Annotated in this window: 18 protein-coding genes; 6 read left to right on the top strand and 12 right to left on the bottom strand. The window is 61.6% G+C overall.

Annotated elements, in window-relative coordinates:
• Nucleotides 1-80: 80 nt before the first annotated feature.
• Nucleotides 81-698 (top strand): riboflavin synthase, encoded by a 618-nt coding sequence (locus JOE27_RS02015; RefSeq protein WP_046785597.1) that lies wholly within the window; start codon nt 81-83, stop codon nt 696-698.
• On the opposite strand, the gene JOE27_RS02010 is transcribed toward JOE27_RS02015, so the two are convergent.
• The 9 genes from JOE27_RS02010 to JOE27_RS01970 all read right to left on the bottom strand — a co-directional run bounded on the left by JOE27_RS02010 (nt 699) and on the right by JOE27_RS01970 (nt 11,640).
• Nucleotides 699-1,403 carry an SDR family oxidoreductase gene (locus JOE27_RS02010; RefSeq protein ID WP_119688756.1) on the bottom strand — a complete coding sequence of 235 codons (705 nt, stop codon included), beginning with the start codon at nt 1,401-1,403 and terminating at the stop codon, nt 699-701. It lies immediately after the preceding gene.
• A 114-nt stretch (nt 1,404-1,517) separates the two neighbouring features.
• On the bottom strand, nt 1,518-2,408 hold the full coding sequence (locus tag JOE27_RS02005) for a LysR substrate-binding domain-containing protein (RefSeq protein WP_119688755.1): 891 nt from the start codon (nt 2,406-2,408) through the stop codon (nt 1,518-1,520).
• Between the two features lie 34 nt (nt 2,409-2,442).
• Nucleotides 2,443-3,945 carry a glycine betaine/L-proline transporter ProP gene (gene proP, locus JOE27_RS02000; RefSeq protein ID WP_046785598.1) on the bottom strand — a complete coding sequence of 501 codons (1,503 nt, stop codon included), beginning with the start codon at nt 3,943-3,945 and terminating at the stop codon, nt 2,443-2,445.
• A 91-nt stretch (nt 3,946-4,036) separates the two neighbouring features.
• Nucleotides 4,037-5,011 (bottom strand): porphobilinogen synthase, encoded by a 975-nt coding sequence (gene hemB / locus JOE27_RS01995; protein ID WP_046785599.1) that lies wholly within the window; start codon nt 5,009-5,011, stop codon nt 4,037-4,039.
• A 126-nt stretch (nt 5,012-5,137) separates the two neighbouring features.
• A complete protein-coding gene (locus JOE27_RS01990; protein ID WP_012313999.1) occupies nt 5,138-5,515 on the bottom strand; it encodes a response regulator in 378 nt (125 codons plus the stop codon).
• Between the two features lie 47 nt (nt 5,516-5,562).
• Nucleotides 5,563-6,789, bottom strand: coding sequence for a hybrid sensor histidine kinase/response regulator (locus JOE27_RS01985; protein ID WP_115275169.1), 1,227 nt, complete (start codon nt 6,787-6,789; stop codon nt 5,563-5,565).
• The gene (locus JOE27_RS01980) at nt 6,783-7,358 is read right to left on the bottom strand and encodes a chemotaxis protein CheB (RefSeq protein ID WP_115275170.1); all 576 of its coding nucleotides are present in this window, start codon (nt 7,356-7,358) and stop codon (nt 6,783-6,785) included. The genes JOE27_RS01985 and JOE27_RS01980 overlap by 7 nt, the downstream gene beginning before the upstream one ends.
• Entirely contained in the window at nt 7,355-8,176 is an 822-nt protein-coding gene (locus tag JOE27_RS01975) for a protein-glutamate O-methyltransferase CheR (RefSeq protein WP_046785602.1), read from the bottom strand. The genes JOE27_RS01980 and JOE27_RS01975 overlap by 4 nt, the downstream gene beginning before the upstream one ends.
• Nucleotides 8,173-11,640, bottom strand: coding sequence for a response regulator (locus JOE27_RS01970; protein ID WP_115275171.1), 3,468 nt, complete (start codon nt 11,638-11,640; stop codon nt 8,173-8,175). Before JOE27_RS01970 ends, JOE27_RS01975 begins: the two co-directional genes overlap by 4 nt.
• Before the next feature lie 249 nt (nt 11,641-11,889).
• Between JOE27_RS01970 and JOE27_RS01965 the strand changes: the two genes are divergently transcribed.
• A complete protein-coding gene (locus JOE27_RS01965) occupies nt 11,890-12,240 on the top strand; it encodes a response regulator (protein ID WP_115275172.1) in 351 nt (116 codons plus the stop codon).
• A gap of 44 nt (nt 12,241-12,284) precedes the next feature.
• Here JOE27_RS01965 and cobF read toward each other — a convergent pair whose 3' ends face one another.
• Nucleotides 12,285-13,040, bottom strand: coding sequence for a precorrin-6A synthase (deacetylating) (gene cobF, locus JOE27_RS01960; protein WP_046785666.1), 756 nt, complete (start codon nt 13,038-13,040; stop codon nt 12,285-12,287).
• A 65-nt stretch (nt 13,041-13,105) separates the two neighbouring features.
• Entirely contained in the window at nt 13,106-14,395 is a 1,290-nt protein-coding gene (locus tag JOE27_RS01955; protein ID WP_204917690.1) for an OprD family porin, read from the bottom strand.
• A gap of 354 nt (nt 14,396-14,749) precedes the next feature.
• Here JOE27_RS01955 and JOE27_RS01950 point away from each other — a divergent pair, with 354 nt between their 5' ends.
• The 3 genes from JOE27_RS01950 (at nt 14,750) to JOE27_RS01940 (ending at nt 16,213) form a co-directional block, all read left to right on the top strand.
• On the top strand, nt 14,750-15,109 hold the full coding sequence (locus JOE27_RS01950) for a histone-like nucleoid-structuring protein, MvaT/MvaU family (RefSeq protein WP_046785606.1): 360 nt from the start codon (nt 14,750-14,752) through the stop codon (nt 15,107-15,109).
• A gap of 224 nt (nt 15,110-15,333) precedes the next feature.
• Nucleotides 15,334-15,861 (top strand): lactoylglutathione lyase, encoded by a 528-nt coding sequence (gene gloA / locus JOE27_RS01945; RefSeq protein WP_046785607.1) that lies wholly within the window; start codon nt 15,334-15,336, stop codon nt 15,859-15,861.
• Between the two features lie 109 nt (nt 15,862-15,970).
• Nucleotides 15,971-16,213 carry a hypothetical protein gene (locus JOE27_RS01940; protein WP_039601125.1) on the top strand — a complete coding sequence of 81 codons (243 nt, stop codon included), beginning with the start codon at nt 15,971-15,973 and terminating at the stop codon, nt 16,211-16,213.
• Between the two features lie 58 nt (nt 16,214-16,271).
• Here the strand turns inward: JOE27_RS01940 and JOE27_RS01935 are convergent, their stop codons facing one another.
• Nucleotides 16,272-17,093, bottom strand: coding sequence for a shikimate 5-dehydrogenase (locus JOE27_RS01935; protein ID WP_046785608.1), 822 nt, complete (start codon nt 17,091-17,093; stop codon nt 16,272-16,274).
• Between the two features lie 220 nt (nt 17,094-17,313).
• Here JOE27_RS01935 and JOE27_RS01930 point away from each other — a divergent pair, with 220 nt between their 5' ends.
• Nucleotides 17,314-17,496: a hypothetical protein gene (locus tag JOE27_RS01930; protein ID WP_012313987.1), complete on the top strand. Its 183-nt coding sequence runs from the start codon at nt 17,314-17,316 to the stop codon at nt 17,494-17,496.
• Nucleotides 17,497-17,518 lie beyond the last annotated feature (22 nt).

The raw sequence follows: 17,518 nt of genomic DNA, 5'->3' as shown, positions 1-17,518 counted from the left end.
TCACGGTCCGCCCGGCTTGCTTTTAAAGCTCCAGGGGCATAGTTTCCGGGCATCATTTACCGCGCCCAGGAGCAAATTCCATGTACACCGGCATCGTCCAGGCCGTCCGCCCCCTGCTTGCTGTGACCACCTACCCGGGCCACAACGAGTTCACCATCGACCTTACCCCGGAACTGCTCGACGACCTGAAGATCGGCGCCAGCGTGAGTGTCGAGGGCACCTGCCTGTCGGTCACCGAAATTGACGGCACCCACGTGAAGTTCGACGCCATGACTGCCACCCTGGAGCGCACCAACCTGCGCTGCTTCAAGGCAGGCCAAGGCGTGAACATCGAGCGCTCGGCGAAAATGAACGCCGAAGTCGGCGGCCACCTGATGGCCGGCCACGTCGCCACCACCGCCGAGATCGTCGAGCTGTCGATCAAGGAAACCGGCGCCTTCATCACCTTCCGCATGCCGCCGCAGTGGGCCAGATACGTGTTCCCACGCGGGTTTCTCGGGGTCAACGGCTGCAGCCTGACCGTCGCCGACGTGGACGACACCTTGGTCACCATCAACCTGATCCCGGAAACCCTGCGCCAGACCACTTTCGCCAACTACCAGGCCGGTGAACTGATCAACATCGAAGTGGACCACCAGACCATGGTCCTGGTCGATGTGGTGGAGCGCACACTCAAAGCCACGCTGGCCCGTGCCTGATCAGATGCTGCGGGTAATACCGCCATCGACCCTGATGTTCTGCCCGGTGATGTACGCCGCGCCATCGCTGGCCAGGAAGGCCACGGTGGCGGCGATTTCCTCGCTGCTGCCATAGCGCTTGAGCGGCACGCTGCCACGACGCTGGTCTGTGGCCGGCAGGCTGTCGATCCAGCCCGGCAGTACGTTGTTGATGCGGATGTTGTCCGCAGCATAGGTGTCGGCGAAGATCTTGCTGAACGCCGCCAGGCCCGCGCGGAATACGGCCGAGGTGGGGAACATTTCACTCGGCTCGAAGGCCCAGGCGGTGGAAATGTTGATCACTACCCCACCCTGCTGGCGCTGCATGATTGGCGTGACCAGCCGCGTCGGGCGGATGACATTGAGCAGGTAGGTCTCCATGCCCTGGTGCCAGTCTGCATCGCTGATTTCAAGGATCGGCGCGCGCGGGCCGTGGCCTGCACTGTTGACCAGCACATCGATACGGCCCCATTTGGCGACTACGGCATCGACCAGGCGCTTGATGTCGTCGTTGCACTGGTTGCTGCCGGTCACGCCAATCCCGCCCAGCGTCTCGGCCAACGCCTCGCCTTTGCCAGACGACGACAGGATACCGATCTTGAAGCCGTCGGCAGCCAGGCGCCTGGCTGCCGCGGCGCCCATACCGCTGCCGCCGGCGATCACGATTGCTACTTTTTCGTTGGACATGAAGCCTCCGGGTCAACCCTGCGGTGTGCATGGGTAATGGGCCCAGACTAGCACCAGGCCTGCGTTGCCAGAGAGCCAGAAAAGCTTCGACTAAACGATAGATTTTCTACTGTATTAAAGCATCGCCTGCGCCAGCAGCCATGCCCGCACCGTTGCCAGTGCCGGCGGTTGGTGGGCATTACGCGGCCACACCAGGTAAAACGCCCGTTGCAAGTCCAACACTTGGTCAAAGGCAAGGGCCAGGCGCCCGGCGCGCAGGTCGCTGTGGACGAAAAACTCGCTGGCCAGGGCAAGGCCCTGCCCGGCAATCGCTGCATCGATGGCCAGTGACGTCTGGTTGAACCGCACATTCTTCGCACCCGGCGGCAAATGCCGGTGGAATACCTCGGCGATGAAGTCCGGCCAGAAGTTGTGGGCATCATGCAGCAACGGGTAACGCTGTAACTGCTCCAGATCCTCGGGCTTGCCCAGTTGCTCGAGCAGCGCCGGGCTGGCGACAGCTACCACGCGCTGGGCCAGAAAAAGCTCGGTATGCAGTGCCGGCCCGAACGGTGGCACGCCGTAACGTACGGCAATATCCACGCCCTCTGGACGGAACTGGCAAAGCCGGTCGGTGGCCAGCACCTGCAGATCGATGTCCGGGTGCTGCTGCGCAAAAGACGACAACCTGGGGATCAGCCACTTTGCCGCGAAGGTCGGTGTGACACTCACCGTCAGGTGCGACGCATCCGGGCGCAACGCCTGGGTGGCGCTGCCGATCAAGGCAAAGGCGCTGCGGATATCGACACTGTAACGCTGGCCGGCGCCTGTCAGGCTCAGGCCCCTGGGCAAGCGCTCGAACAGCTTGATCCCAAGGTTCGCTTCAAGCCCGCGGATCTGCTGCGCCACGGCGGCCTGAGTTACACCAAGTTCGTCGGCTGCCAGGCGGAAATTGAGGTGGCGCGCCACCACCTCGAAAACACGTAGCCCATTGAGCGGCGGCAGCGCGGAAAACCCTTCGGCCATACAGTTTATCTACTGGGAGAACTGGCCTTGTACCTTACTCGATGCGCGGGTGTTGCTGCACCAGCGACTTGCGCTTGGCCTCAAGCTCGGCAATCTGTTCGTCGATGTCTTCGATCTTCTGCTCGATGTTGTCGTGGTGCTCCTGCAGCAGCTCACGCGCTTCATCGATATCCGATGCCGCCGGGGCGGCGCCACGCAGTGGCTTGTTGGCGGTTTCTTTCATGGTCAGGCCGGTAATCAGGCCGATGGCGGCAACCACCATCAGGTAGTAGGCCGGCATGTACAGGTCGCCGGTGCTCTCTACCAGCCAGGCAGCCAGGGTTGGGGTCAGACCGGCGATCAGCACCGAAATGTTGAAGGCGCTGGCCAGGGCGCTGTAACGAATGTGGGTGGGGAACATCGCTGGGAGGGTCGAAGCCATCACGCCGATGAAGAAGTTGAGCAACACGGCGATGATCAGCAAGCCGGCGAAGATCACCCCGAGCACACCGCTGTTGATCAGCATGAAGGCCGGGATGGCCAGGGCGAACAGACCGACACTGCCGACGATGATGAACGGGCGGCGGCCCCACTTGTCGCTGAGCAGGCCGATGATCGGCTGCACGAACAGCATGCCGACCATGATCGCGATGATGATCAGCACACCGTGGTCTTCGCTGTAGTGCAGGTTGTGCGACAGGTAGCTGGGCATGTAGGTGAGCAGCATGTAGTACGTGACGTTGGTGGCGATCACCACGCCAATGCACGTCACCAGGCTGCGCCAATGTTTAGTGGCGACTTCCTTGAACGACACCTTGGGCCCCGATGCCAGGCCTTCGCGGTCACCCTGTTCAAGTTTTTCGACATGCTGCTGGAACGCCGGGGTCTCTTCCAGCGCATGGCGCAGGTAGAGGCCGATGATGCCCAGCGGCAAGGCCAGGAAGAACGGCAGACGCCAGCCCCATTCAAGGAATTTTTCCTCGCCCAGGAAGGTCGAAATCAGCACCACCACGCCCGCGCCAAGGACGAAGCCGGCGATCGAGCCAAAGTCCAGCCAGCTGCCGAGGAAGCCGCGCTTGCGGTCGGGTGCGTATTCGGCGACGAAGATCGAGGCGCCGGTGTATTCACCACCCACCGAGAAGCCCTGGGCCATTTTCGCCAGCAGCAGCAGGATCGGCGCCCAGATGCCGATAGAGGCGTAGGACGGTATCAAGCCGATGGCGAAGGTACTGAGCGACATGATCACAATGGTCGCGGCGAGGATTTTCTGTCGGCCGAACTTGTCGCCCAGGGCACCGAAGAACAGCCCGCCCAGCGGGCGAATCAGGAACGGAACCGAGAAGGTGGCCAAGGCCGCGATCATCTGTACGCTGGGGTCGGCGTTGGGGAAAAACACCTTGCCCAGGGCGTAAGCGACAAAGCCGTAAACGCCGAAGTCGAACCACTCCATGGCGTTGCCCAGTGCAGCGGCAGTGATCGCCTTGCGCATCTTGGCGTCGTCGACGATGGTGATGTCTTTCAAGCCGATCGGCTTGACGGTTTTCTTGCGTGATTTCATCCCTGTGTCCCTGTCACTGAGGCTCTTTGGCATCAGATACACAGGGACACAAAATAATTCCACACTCAGCGATTTCTCGCGTGTATTGGCCTCAGATGCCTTCGCGGGCCAGGTCCATGGCGAAGTAGGTCAGGATCAGGTCGGCACCGGCACGCTTGATCGCGCCGATGCTCTCGCGCACCACTCGCCCTTCGTCGATGGCGCCGGCCAAGCCGCCGAACTTGATCATCGCGTACTCACCGCTGACCTGGTAAGCCGCCAGCGGCAAACGCGACGCAGCGCGAATGTCGGCGATCACGTCCAGGTAGGCACCCGCCGGTTTGACCATCAGCACATCGGCGCCTTCCTGCTCGTCGAGCAGCGACTCGCGCACCGCTTCGCGGCGGTTCATCGGGTTCATCTGGTAGCTCTTGCGGTCGCCCTTGAGCGTGGTGCCACCGGCTTCACGGAACGGGCCATAGAGCGACGAGGCGAACTTGGTGGAGTAGGCCATGATCGCGGTGTCGTGAAAGCCCGCGGCATCCAGCGCACCACGGATGGCCTGAACCTGACCGTCCATCGCCGCCGACGGTGCGATGAAATCGGCACCGGCCGCGGCAGCGACCACCGCCTGCCTGCCCAGGTTGGCCAGGGTGGCGTCGTTGTCCACACCATGGTCGTGCAGCACGCCGCAATGGCCGTGGCTGGTGTACTCACAGAAACAGGTGTCGGACATCACCACCATTTCCGGCACGCTGTCCTTGCAGATGCGTGCCATGCGCGCCACCAGGCCGTTCTCGTTCCAGGTATCGCTACCGGTGGCATCGAGGTTGTGCGAAACGCCGAAGGTCATCACCGACTTGATGCCGGCGCGGGCGTAGCGTTCGATTTCCTGGGCCAGCAGTTTCTCGGGGATGCGGTTGACCCCCGGCATGCTGCTGATCGGCACGAAGTCGTCGATGCCTTCCTCGACGAAGATCGGCAGGATCAGGTCTTCGAGGCGGAATTCCGTCTCCTGGAAAATCGTGCGCAGCGACTCGTTCTGGCGCAGGCGGCGGGGGCGAACGGAAGGAAAAAGATTGGACATGACAGCTCCAGGGAATATGGACGGCGTACACCATATGCCTGTTGAGCTTCAGTGAAAAGGCTCAATGACGAGATTGTGCCTTGCATCAGGGGCAATAGCCGGGGCGGTCAGCCCCGGTACACGGCCTCAGCGCAACAGGTCCTGGATCTGCTTGTGCAAGGTATCCAGGTCAAACGGTTTGGCCAGGATCGGCGCCTTGCGCGCGATGGGGCTGCCCGACTCGAGAATCTCCGCCGGGTAGCCGCTGATGAAGATCACCTTCAGGTCCGGTCGCAGTTTCACCGCAGGCTCAGCGATCTCGACGCCGGAAATGCCGCCGGGCAAGCGGAAGTCGGTGACCATCAGGTCCAGGTGCGGCTTGCTCGCCAGGATGGCGAACGCCTGTTCACCGTCCTCGGCCACCAGTACGTGATAGCCCTCGCCTGCCAGGTAGTCACGCAGGATCATCCGGATTGCCGGTTCATCCTCGACCACCAAAACCACATCTTGTGCATCTTCACTCATGACAACAACGCCTTGAAATTCATACAGTTGGCCATCGGACCCCAGGCTCAGGCAGAGGTTGCCCGCACCTGGTCGTTTTGTTCTGTCAGCCGCGTCAGCGGCAATTGCAGGCAGAAGGTGGCGCCCTTGCCTTCCTCGCTCTGCACCTGGATCTGCCCACCATGGGCCTGGACGATCTGCTCCGAGATATACAGCCCCAACCCCAGCCCGGCGCTGGCCTGCTGGGTGGCCACGCGCTCGAACTGCTGGAAGATCCGTTGCTGATTCACGCCACTGATGCCGATGCCGTGATCCTGCACTTGCACGCAGGCCATGCCCGCCTGCTCGAATACCCGAACCTCGACCGGCTGGCGTTCGCCATAACGCAAGGCATTGGACAACAGGTTGGCCAGTACTTGTTCAATCCGGAATTCGTCCCACTCACCCTGCAGGCCATCGCAGCGCTGCAGATCGATATGAGTGCCCAGCGCGGTGGCCTGGGCGGTGAAGTTTTCTACCAGGCCACGCACCAGCTGGCCGAGGTCGAACAGCTTTGGCCGCAGCGACAGCTTGCCGGTGCGGATGCGCGACACATCGAGCATGTCTTCGATCAGACGGATCAGGCTATTGATCTGCCGTTCGTCGCGCTCGACCATGGCCTGCAGCTTGTCGGCGCTGAACGCCTCCAGGCTGCCGCGGGCCAAGTGCATCTTGCGCAGCTGGGTCTCGAGGATAAGGCCATTGAGCGGCGTGCGCACCTCGTGCGCTACGATCGACATGAAGTCGTCGCGCATGCGTACCGCATGCTCCAGCTCACTGCGCGCCACCTGCAACTGCGTCAGCAGCAGCTCCTGCTCCTGGCGGCTGCGCTCAAGGGCCTGCAACTGCCTGTCGAGCACTTTGCGCTGGCGGTAAAGGTCGACAAACACCGTCACCTTGTTTTTCACCGCCAGGGTATCTAGCGGCTTGTACAGGAAGTCCACCGCGCCGCTCTCGTAACCCTTGAAGGCGTAATTCATCTCGCGCCCGGCAGCGGTGACGAAGACGATCGGGATATTGCGAGTCTTTTCCGTGCCGCGCATCAGTTCGGCCAGTTCAAAGCCGTTCATGCCCGGCATCTGCACGTCGAGAATGGCCAGGGCGAATTCGTGCTCCAGCAACAACGACAATGCGGCTTCCGCAGACTGGGCCTGGTGCACCTCACGGTCTTGGCCCTGAATCAGGGCGTCGAGGGCCAGGAGGTTTTCCGGCAGATCGTCGACGATCAGCAGTTTGGCGGTGATGTGGCTTAGCATGCGCTGGATTCCAGGTTGGCGAGCAATTGCCCGATGCCGCTCAAAGAAAGAATAAGGTCGGGCTGGTGGAGCGCCAATGCGGCCTCCGGCATCAGCGCCACCTGGGCGTCGCGGGGGTCCTGGACCACGGTCCGGCCGCCGCTGTTCTTGATGTAGGCAAGGCCTTTGGCACCGTCCTCGTTGGCGCCTGTGAGCAATACACCCAGCAGGCCCGCGCCATAGGCATCGGCAGCCGAGATGAACAGGAAGTCAATGGCCGGGCGCGAGAAATGCACCGGCTCCTCCTGGCTCAGCGACAGGCTCAAATCCTGCTCGACCGACAGGTGATAACCAGGCGTCGCCACGTAGATCTGGCCAGGGGCGATGGCCTCTTTGTCCCGAGCCTCACGTACCGGCCTGTGCAGACGCCGCTGCAGCACTTCGGCCAGATGGCTGTGACGGTCATCGGGCAGGTGCAGCACGCACAGCACAGGCGTCACGAATGCCGGCGGCAGGCCACCGAGCACCTGAAACAGCGCCTGCACGCCGCCCGCCGAGGCACCGATCACCACCGCGCTCACGCCCTTCATGATTTCCGGAAGATCCGTTCGGGCTTGACCAGCGGCTCGAAGCGGTCGCTGTAAGCGGAGAAATCCACCGATTCCTTGCTGCCCAGCACCAGAAAGCCACGGTGACACAAGGACTCATGGAACAGCCCCAGGGCGCGGTCCTGCAGGTCCTTGTTGAAGTAGATCAGCACATTGCGGCAGGACACCAGCTGGGTTTCGGAAAACACGCTGTCAGTGGCCAGGCTGTGGTCGGCAAAGGTCACGTTGTCGCGCAGGCTGCTGTCCATGATGGCGTTACCGTAGGCGCTGGTGTAGTACTCGGCAAAATCGCGCCGCCCGCCGGCCAGGCGGTAGTTTTCTTCGTACTCGCGCATGCTCTGCATTGAGTAGATGCCCTGCTTGGCCCTGTCCAGGGAACGCGGGTTGATATCGGTGGCATACAGGATGGTGCGCTCGAGCAGCCCCTCCTCGCGCAGCAGGATGGCCATCGAGTACACCTCCTCGCCGGTGCTGCAGCCGGCGATCCAGATCTTGATCGACGGCCAGGTGCGCAACAGCGGCACCACTTCGTTGCGCAGGGCAAGGAAGTGGCTAGGGTCGCGGAACATCTCGCTGACCGGGATCGTCAGGAACTGCAGCAACTGCATGAACATGCCCGGGTCGTGCAGCACCCGCTCCTGCAGGGCCGACACCGTCAGGCAATCGAACTGGCGCAGGGCATGGAGGATCCGGCGCTTGATCGAAGCGCCGGAGTAGTTGCGAAAATCGTAGCTGTACTTGAGGTAGATCGCCTCGATCAGCAGCCTGATCTCGATGTCGGTGTTGCGCTCGCTAATCAAATTCGCTCCAGTTGCGGCAGCCACACACGGATCAACGAGAACAGGCGGTCCAGGTCGATCGGTTTGGCCAGGTAATCATTGGCGCCAGCCTGCAGGCAGCGCTGCTGGTCATCCTTCATCGCCTTGGCGGTTACGGCGATGATCGGCAACTTGCGCCAGCGCGGCTGCTGGCGGATCAGGCGGGTAGCCTCGAAGCCGTCCATTTCCGGCATCATCACATCCATCAGCACCAGGTCGATATCGTCATGCTGCTCCAGGCGTTCGATGGCCTCACGCCCGTTGCGGCCGATCTCGACGATGGCGCCCTTGTGCTCCAGGGCACTGGTGAGGGCGAAGATGTTACGCACATCGTCGTCCACCAGCAGCACCTTGCGGCCTTCGAACACCTTGTCACGGCTGCGCGCGGTCTTGAGCATGCGCTGGCGTTCATGGGACAGCTGCGATTCGACTTTGTGCAGGAACAACGTCACTTCGTCGAGCAAACGCTCTGGCGAGCGGGCCCCCTTGATGATGATCGAGCGTGAATACTTGAGCAGCTCGGCTTCTTCTTCGCGGGTGAGGTTGCGCCCGGTATAGACGATCACCGGTGGGAAGGAGCGGATATCTTCTGCAGTCATGCGCTTGAGCAGCTCATTACCGAGCATGTCGGGCAGCTTGAGGTCGATGATCATACAGTCGTAGATGTTCTCGCGCAGCAACGCCAGGGCGTCCTGGGCCAGGGCCACGGCGGTGATCTCGATATCGTCGTCGCCGATCAGGCGGGCGATGCTCTCACGCTGCAGGTCGTCATCCTCCACCAGCAGGATGTGCTTGAGCTTCTGCGTGAGCTTGGCTTCCAGGCGAGCGAACACTTCCTTGAGCTCTTCGCGGCTGGTCGGTTTGACCGCGTAACCCACCGCCCCCATGTGCATGGCCGCCTCGACGCGGTCTTCCACCGATATGATGTGCACCGGGATATGCCGGGTGGCGGCCAGCTCCTTCAGGCGCTGCAACACGGTGAGGCCGGAGTGGTCGGGCAGGCGCATGTCCAGCAGGATCGCATCGGGAATGTACTGGGCTGCCAGCGCGAAGCCCTCGTCGGCGGCCTGGGCCACCAGGCAGCTGTAGCCCAGTTCGTGAGCCAGGTCGAAGAGGATACGGGCGAAGTTCGGCTCGTCCTCGATCACCAGGATGCAGCGGTTGCCGAACGGGGCGTGCTCGCGGTCATCGGTGAAGGTCGGTGCCGGCAGTTTCGGCGCCACTGCCGTAGCCACCTTGGGCACTGGCGGCAGCGTGTCGACCGCAGGGCGCAGGCTGTGGGCCTCGACTTCCTCGGCCTCGGCTTCGTAACGTTCCGGCATGGTCAGGCTGAACACACTGCCCTGGCCTGGGTTGCTGTCGACACTGATCTGCCCACCCAGCAAATGCGCCAGGTCGCGGGAAATCGACAGGCCCAGCCCGGTGCCGCCGTATCGGCGGTTGCTGCTGCCATCGACTTGGTGGAAGGCACCGAAGATCGCCTGCTGCTGGTCGGCGGCGATACCGATGCCGGAATCGCGCACGGCGAAGACAATGCCGGTGCCTGCCTGGTGGCTGATGGTCAGGCTGACCTGGCCGTGGTCGGTGAACTTGATCGCATTGGACAGCAGGTTCTTGAGTATCTGCTCCAGGCGCTGGCGGTCGGTGAACAGTGTCACCGGTACATGAGGCTCGACGTTGACCTCGAAAGCCAGGCCCTTGTGCTCGGCCAGCGGCAGGAACATGCCGCGCAGGCCCTCGACCAGGCGCTCCAGCTGAGTGGTCTCGGGGCGCACTTCAAGCTTGCCGGCCTCGACTTTGGCGATGTCGAGAATGTCGTTGATCAGGTTGAGCAGGTCATTGCCGGCCGAATAGATGGACTCGGCGAACTTGACCTGTTCGGCGCTGAGGTTGCCCTCGCCGTTCTCCGCCAGCAGCTTGGCCAGGATCAGCGAGCTGTTGAGCGGCGTGCGCAACTCGTGGGACATGTTGGCGAGGAACTCGGACTTGTACTTGCTCGAACGCTGCAGCTCATCGGCGCGGGCCTGCAACTCTTGCTGGGCCTGCATCAGCTCGTCGTTCTTGCGGTCCAGGGCATCGGTACGCTCGGACAGTTGCTCGTTGGTCTGCTCAAGCTCGGCTTGCTGGGTCTCCAGGTGGGCCTGGGACTCCTTGAGCACGCGGGACTGCTCTTCAAGCTCCTCGTTCGCAGTCTTGAGTTCTTCCTGCTGCACCTGCAATTCTTCGTTGAGCTGCTGAGTCTCGGCCAGCACTTCCTGGAGGCGCTGGCGGTAACGGGCGCTTTCGATTGACATGCCGAGGTTGCCACCAACCCGCTCCATCAGCTCATCGTCCCGCTCCTGCAGTGGGCGCAGGAAGCCCAGTTCGATCACACCGTTGATCTGGCCATCATCGATGGCCGGCATCAGCAAGGCACTGCGCGGCAAGCCGCTCCCCAGGCCGGAACTGAGGCGGTAGTAGTCCTCGGGCAGGTCATCCAGGCGCAGCAGGCGGCCTTCGCGCACTGCCTGAGACAGCAGGCCATCGTGGGCGGCCAGCACCTGTTCGCGGCCCTGCTCCTCGGCGTCCAGGCCATAGCTGGCGACGCGCACCAGGCGCCCATGGCCGTCGCGCACGTACAGCGCACCCACCACGCTGCCCAGGTAGCTGGCGAAGAAGCGCAGGATGTTTTCGCCGAGCATCGGCAGGGTCAGCTGCCCCAGCACCTGTTCGGCCAGCTGGGTCTGGCCGTTGCGCAGCCAGGCCTGGTGTTCCAGGCGCTCGGCCGAGCGCTGCTGGGCCTTGAGGTTGTCATCGTAGCTGGTAGACAGCGCCATCAGGTCGCGACGGCCCAGGTAAGCCAACAAGGCGCTCAGGCCAACGATCAACAGCACGAACGCTGAAATGGCGGTCACTGTAACGTTGCTGACCTTCTCGTTGCGGGCCATGCGCAGCTGCTGTTCAGTGCCGATCAGGTCGTCGAATTCCTTGCGGATCTCGTCGGTGATGCGTTTGCCGCGACCGTTGATGACCGACTGTCGGTAATCCCCGCCATCGCGGCGCTGGTTGATCATCTCGCCGCCAAACTCATTCCAGGCATGCTGCAGGGCGATCAAGCGGTCGATGCGGTCGACCTGCTGAGGGTTGTCCTCGACCATGCCGCGCAGGCTGTTGAGGCTACCCTGAATCTTCGGTTTGGCGACCTCGTAAGGGTCCAGGAAGCGCTCGTCACCGGTGATCAGAAACCCGCGCATGCCGGTTTCCATGTCGATCGACAGCTTGACCGCTTCGTTGGCATTGCCGATCACCCGATCGGTGTGCTCCACCCACTGCATGGCCGACAACAGGTAGTTGATCACCGCGACGAAAGCCACGGCACCGAGCAGGCCCACCCCCAGGGGCAAGCCAATGTTGCGGCTCAACAGCTTGCGGAAGCTTTGCTGGTCCATCGAGGCTGCTTGAATCATTTGAAAACGCCCGAGCGAAAAAGTCCATTGAACGGTGTGGCGGATAAAGCCTGTTCTTGTATGCCGCCGCGCTCACCGGTTAACAGCGAGTCTAACCAGCTTTGCTGGCCGCGACAGGGCATTTAGCCAGTATTTGAAGGTTACCTTCAGCAATCGTTCCATCCAATCGCAACGATCGGTATCCTCACGGAACTTCTGACGCTGGCCGGCGCACAGAATAAAGACATTCTTCTGGTACAGGATCACAAAATGCACCTCTTGGTAGTCGAAGATGACGACATCGTCCGTATGTTGATGGTCGATGTGCTCGACGAACTGGGCTATGAGACCCTCGAGGCGGACTGCGCCAGTGCCGCGCTAAAGATCCTTCAAGACCCAGACAAGGCGCTGGCCCTGCTGATGACCGATGTAGGCCTGCCGGACATGCGCGGCGAAGAACTGGCGAAACAGGCCCGCGCCATCCGGCCAGCGCTGCCAGTGCTGTTTGCCAGCGGCTACGCCGAAAGCCTCGATGTGCCCGAAGGGATGCACATGATTGGCAAGCCGTTCAGCATCGAGCAGTTGCGCGATAAAGTGGTGGGGATTTTGGGTACGCCGTGACATCCGTCGCGCCTCTTCGCGGTTTTACCCGTGAAGAGGCCGGCTCAAGTCCATGACTCGCGCCGCAACAGATAGGTATCCATGATCCACCCCTTGCGCGCCCTCGCCTCCTCGCGCACCTGCAGAATCCGCCCCTTCACCGCCTGCAAAGGCCCGGCGATCAGCACTTCGTCCTCCGTTCCCAGGTAAGCCCCCCAGTAGATGAGCAGCCCAGGGTCGTCGACCTGGGCAAATGCGCATTGCCCGTCGAGCATCACCACCACGTTGTCAATCTGCCCCTGTTGCGCCAGGCGCCGCCCCGGTAAAACCACCAATGGCTCGCCTATACGGTTCAGCGGCACCTGATGCCGCGCCGCCAGCGCCTGCACACTGCTGATGCCTGGGATGACCTGCAGGCGCAGTGCCACACCACGCTCGCGAACCAACTGCAGAATGCGCAGGGTGCTGTCATACAAGCCAGGCTCGCCCCAAAGCAAAAAGGCGCCGATATCCTCACTGCACATTTCATCGGTTATCAGCCGGGCATACAGCGCCGCGCGCTGGCGATGCCAGTCCTGGACCGCAGCCACATAGTCGGCCGCGTCAGCATCGCGTTGCGGGTCCGCCACCTGTACCAGGCGGTAGCCGCCCTGCGGCCTGTAGCGTTCAACAATGGCCTTGCGCAGGCTAACCAGCTCGTCTTTGTCCGACCCCTTGTCCAGTACGAAGAAGACGGTGGCGCGACGCAACGCCTCGACAGCCTCGTAGGTCACCTGGCGCGGGTCGCCCGGGCCGATACCAATCAACAACAGGTCTCTCATGGCTTCGCCCTGCACAAAAACCAGCAGCCATTGTCGGCCGACCGCGGGTGTTTGGCAAAGCGCACTCAGAAGAGCGAGAAGTTGTAGCTGACGATGACCCGCGTTTCGTCCATGTCACGCGCCCACTTTTCGTAGTTGCTGCGGTAGGTAGAATTGCGCAGGCGCACGCTGACATCTTTGAAGGTACCGCTCTGTACCTGGTACTTGAGCTCGGTGTCGCGCTCCCACTCCTTGCCTTGGGCGTCACTACCCGGGACCTTGATGTGGTCGCCATTGATATAGCGGGTGAAGAACGTCAGGCCCGGCACGCCCAGGGCCTTGAAGTCGTAGTCGTAACGCAACTGCCATGAGCGCTCCTGCGCGGCGGCGAAGTCGTTGACCTGCGCATAGTTGACCAGGTACGGATTGCTGCCATCGAGGTAGGGCATGGCGTTTTCGCCATACATGCGCTGCCAGCCTGCGCTGACCTTGTGGCCGCCCAGGCTGTAGCCGAGCATGGCGCTGAAGGCGCGATGATCGATTTGGCCTGCTCGGGCGCTACCGATGTCATCGCTCTTGATCAGCCGCAGGTCGGCCGACAGGCTGCCCAGCGCAAGCGGCTGGCTGGCCACCAGGCCAAGAAAGTGCTGACGGTAGATGTTTTCCAGCCTGGCCACTTGGTATTGAGCACTGAACCGGTCATTGAACCGGTAATCCAGACCTGCCAGGTCGAAGTGGTCGGCTTGGGTATCGCAGGCATAGCGCTTGTTCTTGCAATGCACGCGAATGTCCTGGCGGTCGGTGGAGTCGCGCGCGGTGTACTTGTTCAGGCGGGCCAGTGTGAACTTCAGGTCGTGCACTTCTTCTGAAGTGAGCATGGCGCCGTGGAACAGGGTGGGCAACAGCCGACCGTCGTTGTATTTCAACAACGGTACATCCGGCATCATCGAGCCGTATTTGAGCACGGTATTGGACACCTTGGCCTTGGCAGCCAGGCCCATCTTCGCGTATTGATCGGCAGCGCGCCTGGGGTCATGGCCGGAAGAAGGCAACAAACCGCTGTTACTGTCCGCCGGGCTGGAGTCCAGCTTGATACCGAACATGCCCAAAGCATCCACACCAACGCCTATCGGGCCTTGGGTATAACCCGACTGCACATTGAGAATGAAGCCTTGTGCCGACTCTTCGCGCTTGGACGCACCTTGGCTGGAAGTGCTGTGGCCGTCACGAAAGTCCCGATTGAAATAAACAGTGCGTGCTTCGACCTTGGCACGGCTGTCTTCAAGAAAACCGGCGGCCTGGGCGTGCGTGCCGGCACACATCAGCAACAGGCCGGCAACTCGGCGCCCGGGGGCGAGAGGAAAAGAGGCAAACATGCGAGGGAACATCCAGAGAAAGACAGAAACAATGCACGGCGAACGCACGCGGCGCAGACAAGACGCGGCCGAACAATGCTCGGCCATCATCAGAAATGATCGCGAAAAGGCTCTGGCGCGCACCATTGGACCATGGTCTAGATGCGCCGGGCCGTCGGCCTGTACCCACCGGAATTATGCGCCCGGAAAACTTGTAAAGTTCCCGTCTTATTTGGAAAAGTTTGCGGTTTACCCAATTGTCACAAGTGTCTACACTCGTCATCAGCGAACAGTTTAACCCACCCGCGTGGCCGGCGTTATTTCTCTTCAATGTTCGTCACGCCCCGCCACAGATGACGTACAGGAGTGATTACAGTGTCCAGACTTGCAGAGTTTCGTGCTGCCGAAAAAGCGCTCCAGGAACAGATGGCTCAACTGGAGGCGCTGAAAAAGGATACCGGCCTAAAACGTGAAATCGAATTCGAGCAGAAACTAGTCGGCCTGATGAAAAGCTATGACAAAAGTCTGCGCGATATCATCGCCATCCTCGACCCCAAGGCCGTCACCCGGGGCGCAACCAATGCGCCAAAGCAACAACGCCGCCCACGCGTGGTGAAAGTGTATGAAAACCCGCACACCGGCGAGCTGATCGAGACCAAAGGTGGTAACCATCGCGGGCTGAAGGCGTGGAAAGAACAGTACGGGGCCGGCACGGTGGAAAGTTGGCTGCGCTGATGAAACGTCAACGCTTGCTTCACACTTTTTTCACAAGGGCTGGCTCAATATCGAGACAGCTAAAGGACTAGCGACCCCATCACGCGCCCGCACACGCGGGCCTCTAATTCCAGCGCCCTGCACTCGTGCAGGGCGCTTTCATTTGCGCAATCGGTTCACTGCCGTATCATGGCCCTCCTGTCTGTTCCGCTGGCCCCGGTGCCAGCCTCGTCTCTGGAGTACCCATGAGCCTGCACGATCTGCAAAACCTGCCTGGCGTCACCGCACAGCCCGACGCCGCCACTGCCCAATTCGTCTTCAACCACACCATGCTGCGGGTCAAGGACATCGAGAAGTCGCTGGACTTCTACACCCGTGTGCTGGGCTTTCGCCTGGTCGACAAGCGCGACTTCCCGGAAGCGGAATTCAGCCTGTACTTCCTGGCCCTGGTAGACCCGGCGCAGATTCCAGCCGACGACGCCGAGCGCCATCAGTGGATGAAATCGATCCCCGGCGTGCTTGAGCTGACCCACAACCACGGTACAGAGAACGACCCCGCGTTCGCCTATCACAACGGCAACACCGACCCACGTGGTTTCGGCCACATCTGCATTTCGGTGCCGGACGTGCGTGTTGCCTGCGCCCGCTTCGAAGAGCTGAACGTGCCGTTCCAGAAACGCCTGGCAGACGGGCGCATGAACCATCTGGCCTTCGTCAAGGACCCGGACGGTTACTGGGTCGAAGTGATTCAGCCCTCTGAGCTCAAGGGCTGATCCGAAAGTGTGAGCTTCGTCGGCTCGCGCTCGTCAGGCCGGGAACTCCCGGCCCCTCGCTGTGGTATATGGAAGTAACAGCTTCACTAGCCACAGCGAGGTAAGGACGATGCAATCTCTTCACTGTGAATACCGCGACCACACCATCACCGCCAGCGTGATGCCTCACCCCGACTCCCCTCTGCCCTATTCTGCGGGCTGCCTGATCACCGATCCGCAAGGCCATACCAGCAAGCGTTTATCCATGCCGATGAAGTTCTTCTCTGACCTTGAAAACGCTCAGCATGTGTCGCTGGCCCATGGCCGGGCCCTGGTGGACGAGCAGCTGGACAAGGGGCACAAGGCGTTCTGATTTTGCGCACAGACGGCCTTCTCGCCGGGTTGCCCGCGAGGAGGCCGCAGAAGAGGATCTAGACGTCCCGGGCGTACGCCACTGCAGCCTCGACCTGCTCTCGGGCAGGTCGCACGCCGGTATACAGCACGAACTGCTCCAGTGCCTGCAACGCGATCACCTCCAGGCCGGTAATCACCGGCTTGCCAAGCGCCTGCGCCCGCTGGATCAAGGGCGTCTGCGCCGGCATCGCCACCACATCGAAGACCCGCTGCGCCGCAGCAATGGCGTTCTCGCTGAACGCCAGCTCATGGGCCTCCTGCCCGCCCGCCATGCCGATCGGCGTCACGTTCACCAGCATCGGCGGGCACCGGTCACCCAGCTCAGCGACCCAGCGATAGCCACAAACGTCGGCCAACTGGCGCCCCGCCTGCTCGTTGCGGGCGACGATGATGCCCTCCTTGAACCCGGCATCGCGCAGCGCACTGGCCACCGCCTTGGCCATGCCACCACTACCGCGCAGGGCAAAGGCTGTAGACGGGTCGACACGATGCTGTTCGAGCAACTGCCGTACTGCCAGGTAGTCGGTGTTGTAGGCTTTCAGATGACCAGCCGTGTTGACCACGGTGTTGACCGACTCGATGGCTGCCGCTGACGGGTCAACCTCATCGACCAAGGCCATGCAGGCCTCCTTGTACGGCATGGAAACACCACAGCCGCGGATGCCCAGCGCGCGGATACCCGCCACAGCGGCCGGCAAGTCATCGGTGCTCATCGCCTTGTAGTAGTAATCCAGGCCCAACTGCCGGTACAGGTGGTTATGAAAGCGAACGCCAAAGTGACCTGGCCGGCCGGCCAGGGAAATGCACAGCACGGTGTCCCTGCTGGGAGTTGCCGTCATGACCTGCTCCTTGTTCGTAACTGAAACGTTTGTTCAGCGTAACAGACCCACCCGTTCATCGTCCCTTACACAACCTTTACCGTTTCCCTGCGCTCAGCTGACAGAGGCAAGAGCCATAGTAGTGAACAGTTGATAAAGCTGATGAGCACTATTGAGCGAGTCGATTTCAAACCGAGCCGGCCACTGCGTAAGGTAGCGGCATGTTTTACAGGAGGTCCACATGGCCACTATCCAGATCATGTCCGTCGTCGGCAGCGCCGTCCCCTCTACTCTGCGTGAGCAGGGCCTGCTGGCATGCTGGTACCTGGTGCGTAACGGTGAAGCGGTGAGCGGACCGTTGGCCACCCGTGCATCAGCCCAGGCCCTTGCCGATCGACTGAAGGACGATTGCCTGCTCGCTTGAAACGAATGTGTTGTGCGTTGCT

It is taken from the genome of Pseudomonas sp. M5, assembly GCF_016907075.1.
Taxonomy (GTDB): Bacteria; Pseudomonadota; Gammaproteobacteria; order Pseudomonadales; family Pseudomonadaceae; genus Aquipseudomonas; species Aquipseudomonas putida_E.
Note: the sequence above shows the minus strand (reverse complement) of the source record. Positions and strands in the feature narration are given on the sequence as shown.

Excerpts from the sequence above, each read along its gene's own strand:
- JOE27_RS01985 (WP_115275169.1), bottom strand. The coding sequence starts at position 6,789 with ATGCTAAGCCACATCACCGCCAAACTGCTGATCGTCGACGATCTGCCG.
- JOE27_RS01970 (WP_115275171.1), bottom strand. The coding sequence starts at position 11,640 with ATGATTCAAGCAGCCTCGATGGACCAGCAAAGCTTCCGCAAGCTGTTG.
- JOE27_RS02015 (WP_046785597.1), top strand. The coding sequence starts at position 81 with ATGTACACCGGCATCGTCCAGGCCGTCCGCCCCCTGCTTGCTGTGACC.
- JOE27_RS01940 (WP_039601125.1), top strand. The coding sequence starts at position 15,971 with ATGCAATCTCTTCACTGTGAATACCGCGACCACACCATCACCGCCAGC.
- proP (WP_046785598.1), bottom strand. The coding sequence starts at position 3,945 with ATGAAATCACGCAAGAAAACCGTCAAGCCGATCGGCTTGAAAGACATC.
- JOE27_RS01980 (WP_115275170.1), bottom strand. The coding sequence starts at position 7,358 with ATGAAGGGCGTGAGCGCGGTGGTGATCGGTGCCTCGGCGGGCGGCGTG.
- hemB (WP_046785599.1), bottom strand. The coding sequence starts at position 5,011 with ATGTCCAATCTTTTTCCTTCCGTTCGCCCCCGCCGCCTGCGCCAGAAC.
- JOE27_RS01990 (WP_012313999.1), bottom strand. The coding sequence starts at position 5,515 with ATGAGTGAAGATGCACAAGATGTGGTTTTGGTGGTCGAGGATGAACCG.
- JOE27_RS02010 (WP_119688756.1), bottom strand. The coding sequence starts at position 1,403 with ATGTCCAACGAAAAAGTAGCAATCGTGATCGCCGGCGGCAGCGGTATG.
- gloA (WP_046785607.1), top strand. The coding sequence starts at position 15,334 with ATGAGCCTGCACGATCTGCAAAACCTGCCTGGCGTCACCGCACAGCCC.
- JOE27_RS02005 (WP_119688755.1), bottom strand. The coding sequence starts at position 2,408 with ATGGCCGAAGGGTTTTCCGCGCTGCCGCCGCTCAATGGGCTACGTGTT.
- JOE27_RS01965 (WP_115275172.1), top strand. The coding sequence starts at position 11,890 with ATGCACCTCTTGGTAGTCGAAGATGACGACATCGTCCGTATGTTGATG.
- cobF (WP_046785666.1), bottom strand. The coding sequence starts at position 13,040 with ATGAGAGACCTGTTGTTGATTGGTATCGGCCCGGGCGACCCGCGCCAG.
- JOE27_RS01955 (WP_204917690.1), bottom strand. The coding sequence starts at position 14,395 with ATGTTTGCCTCTTTTCCTCTCGCCCCCGGGCGCCGAGTTGCCGGCCTG.
- JOE27_RS01935 (WP_046785608.1), bottom strand. The coding sequence starts at position 17,093 with ATGACGGCAACTCCCAGCAGGGACACCGTGCTGTGCATTTCCCTGGCC.
- JOE27_RS01930 (WP_012313987.1), top strand. The coding sequence starts at position 17,314 with ATGGCCACTATCCAGATCATGTCCGTCGTCGGCAGCGCCGTCCCCTCT.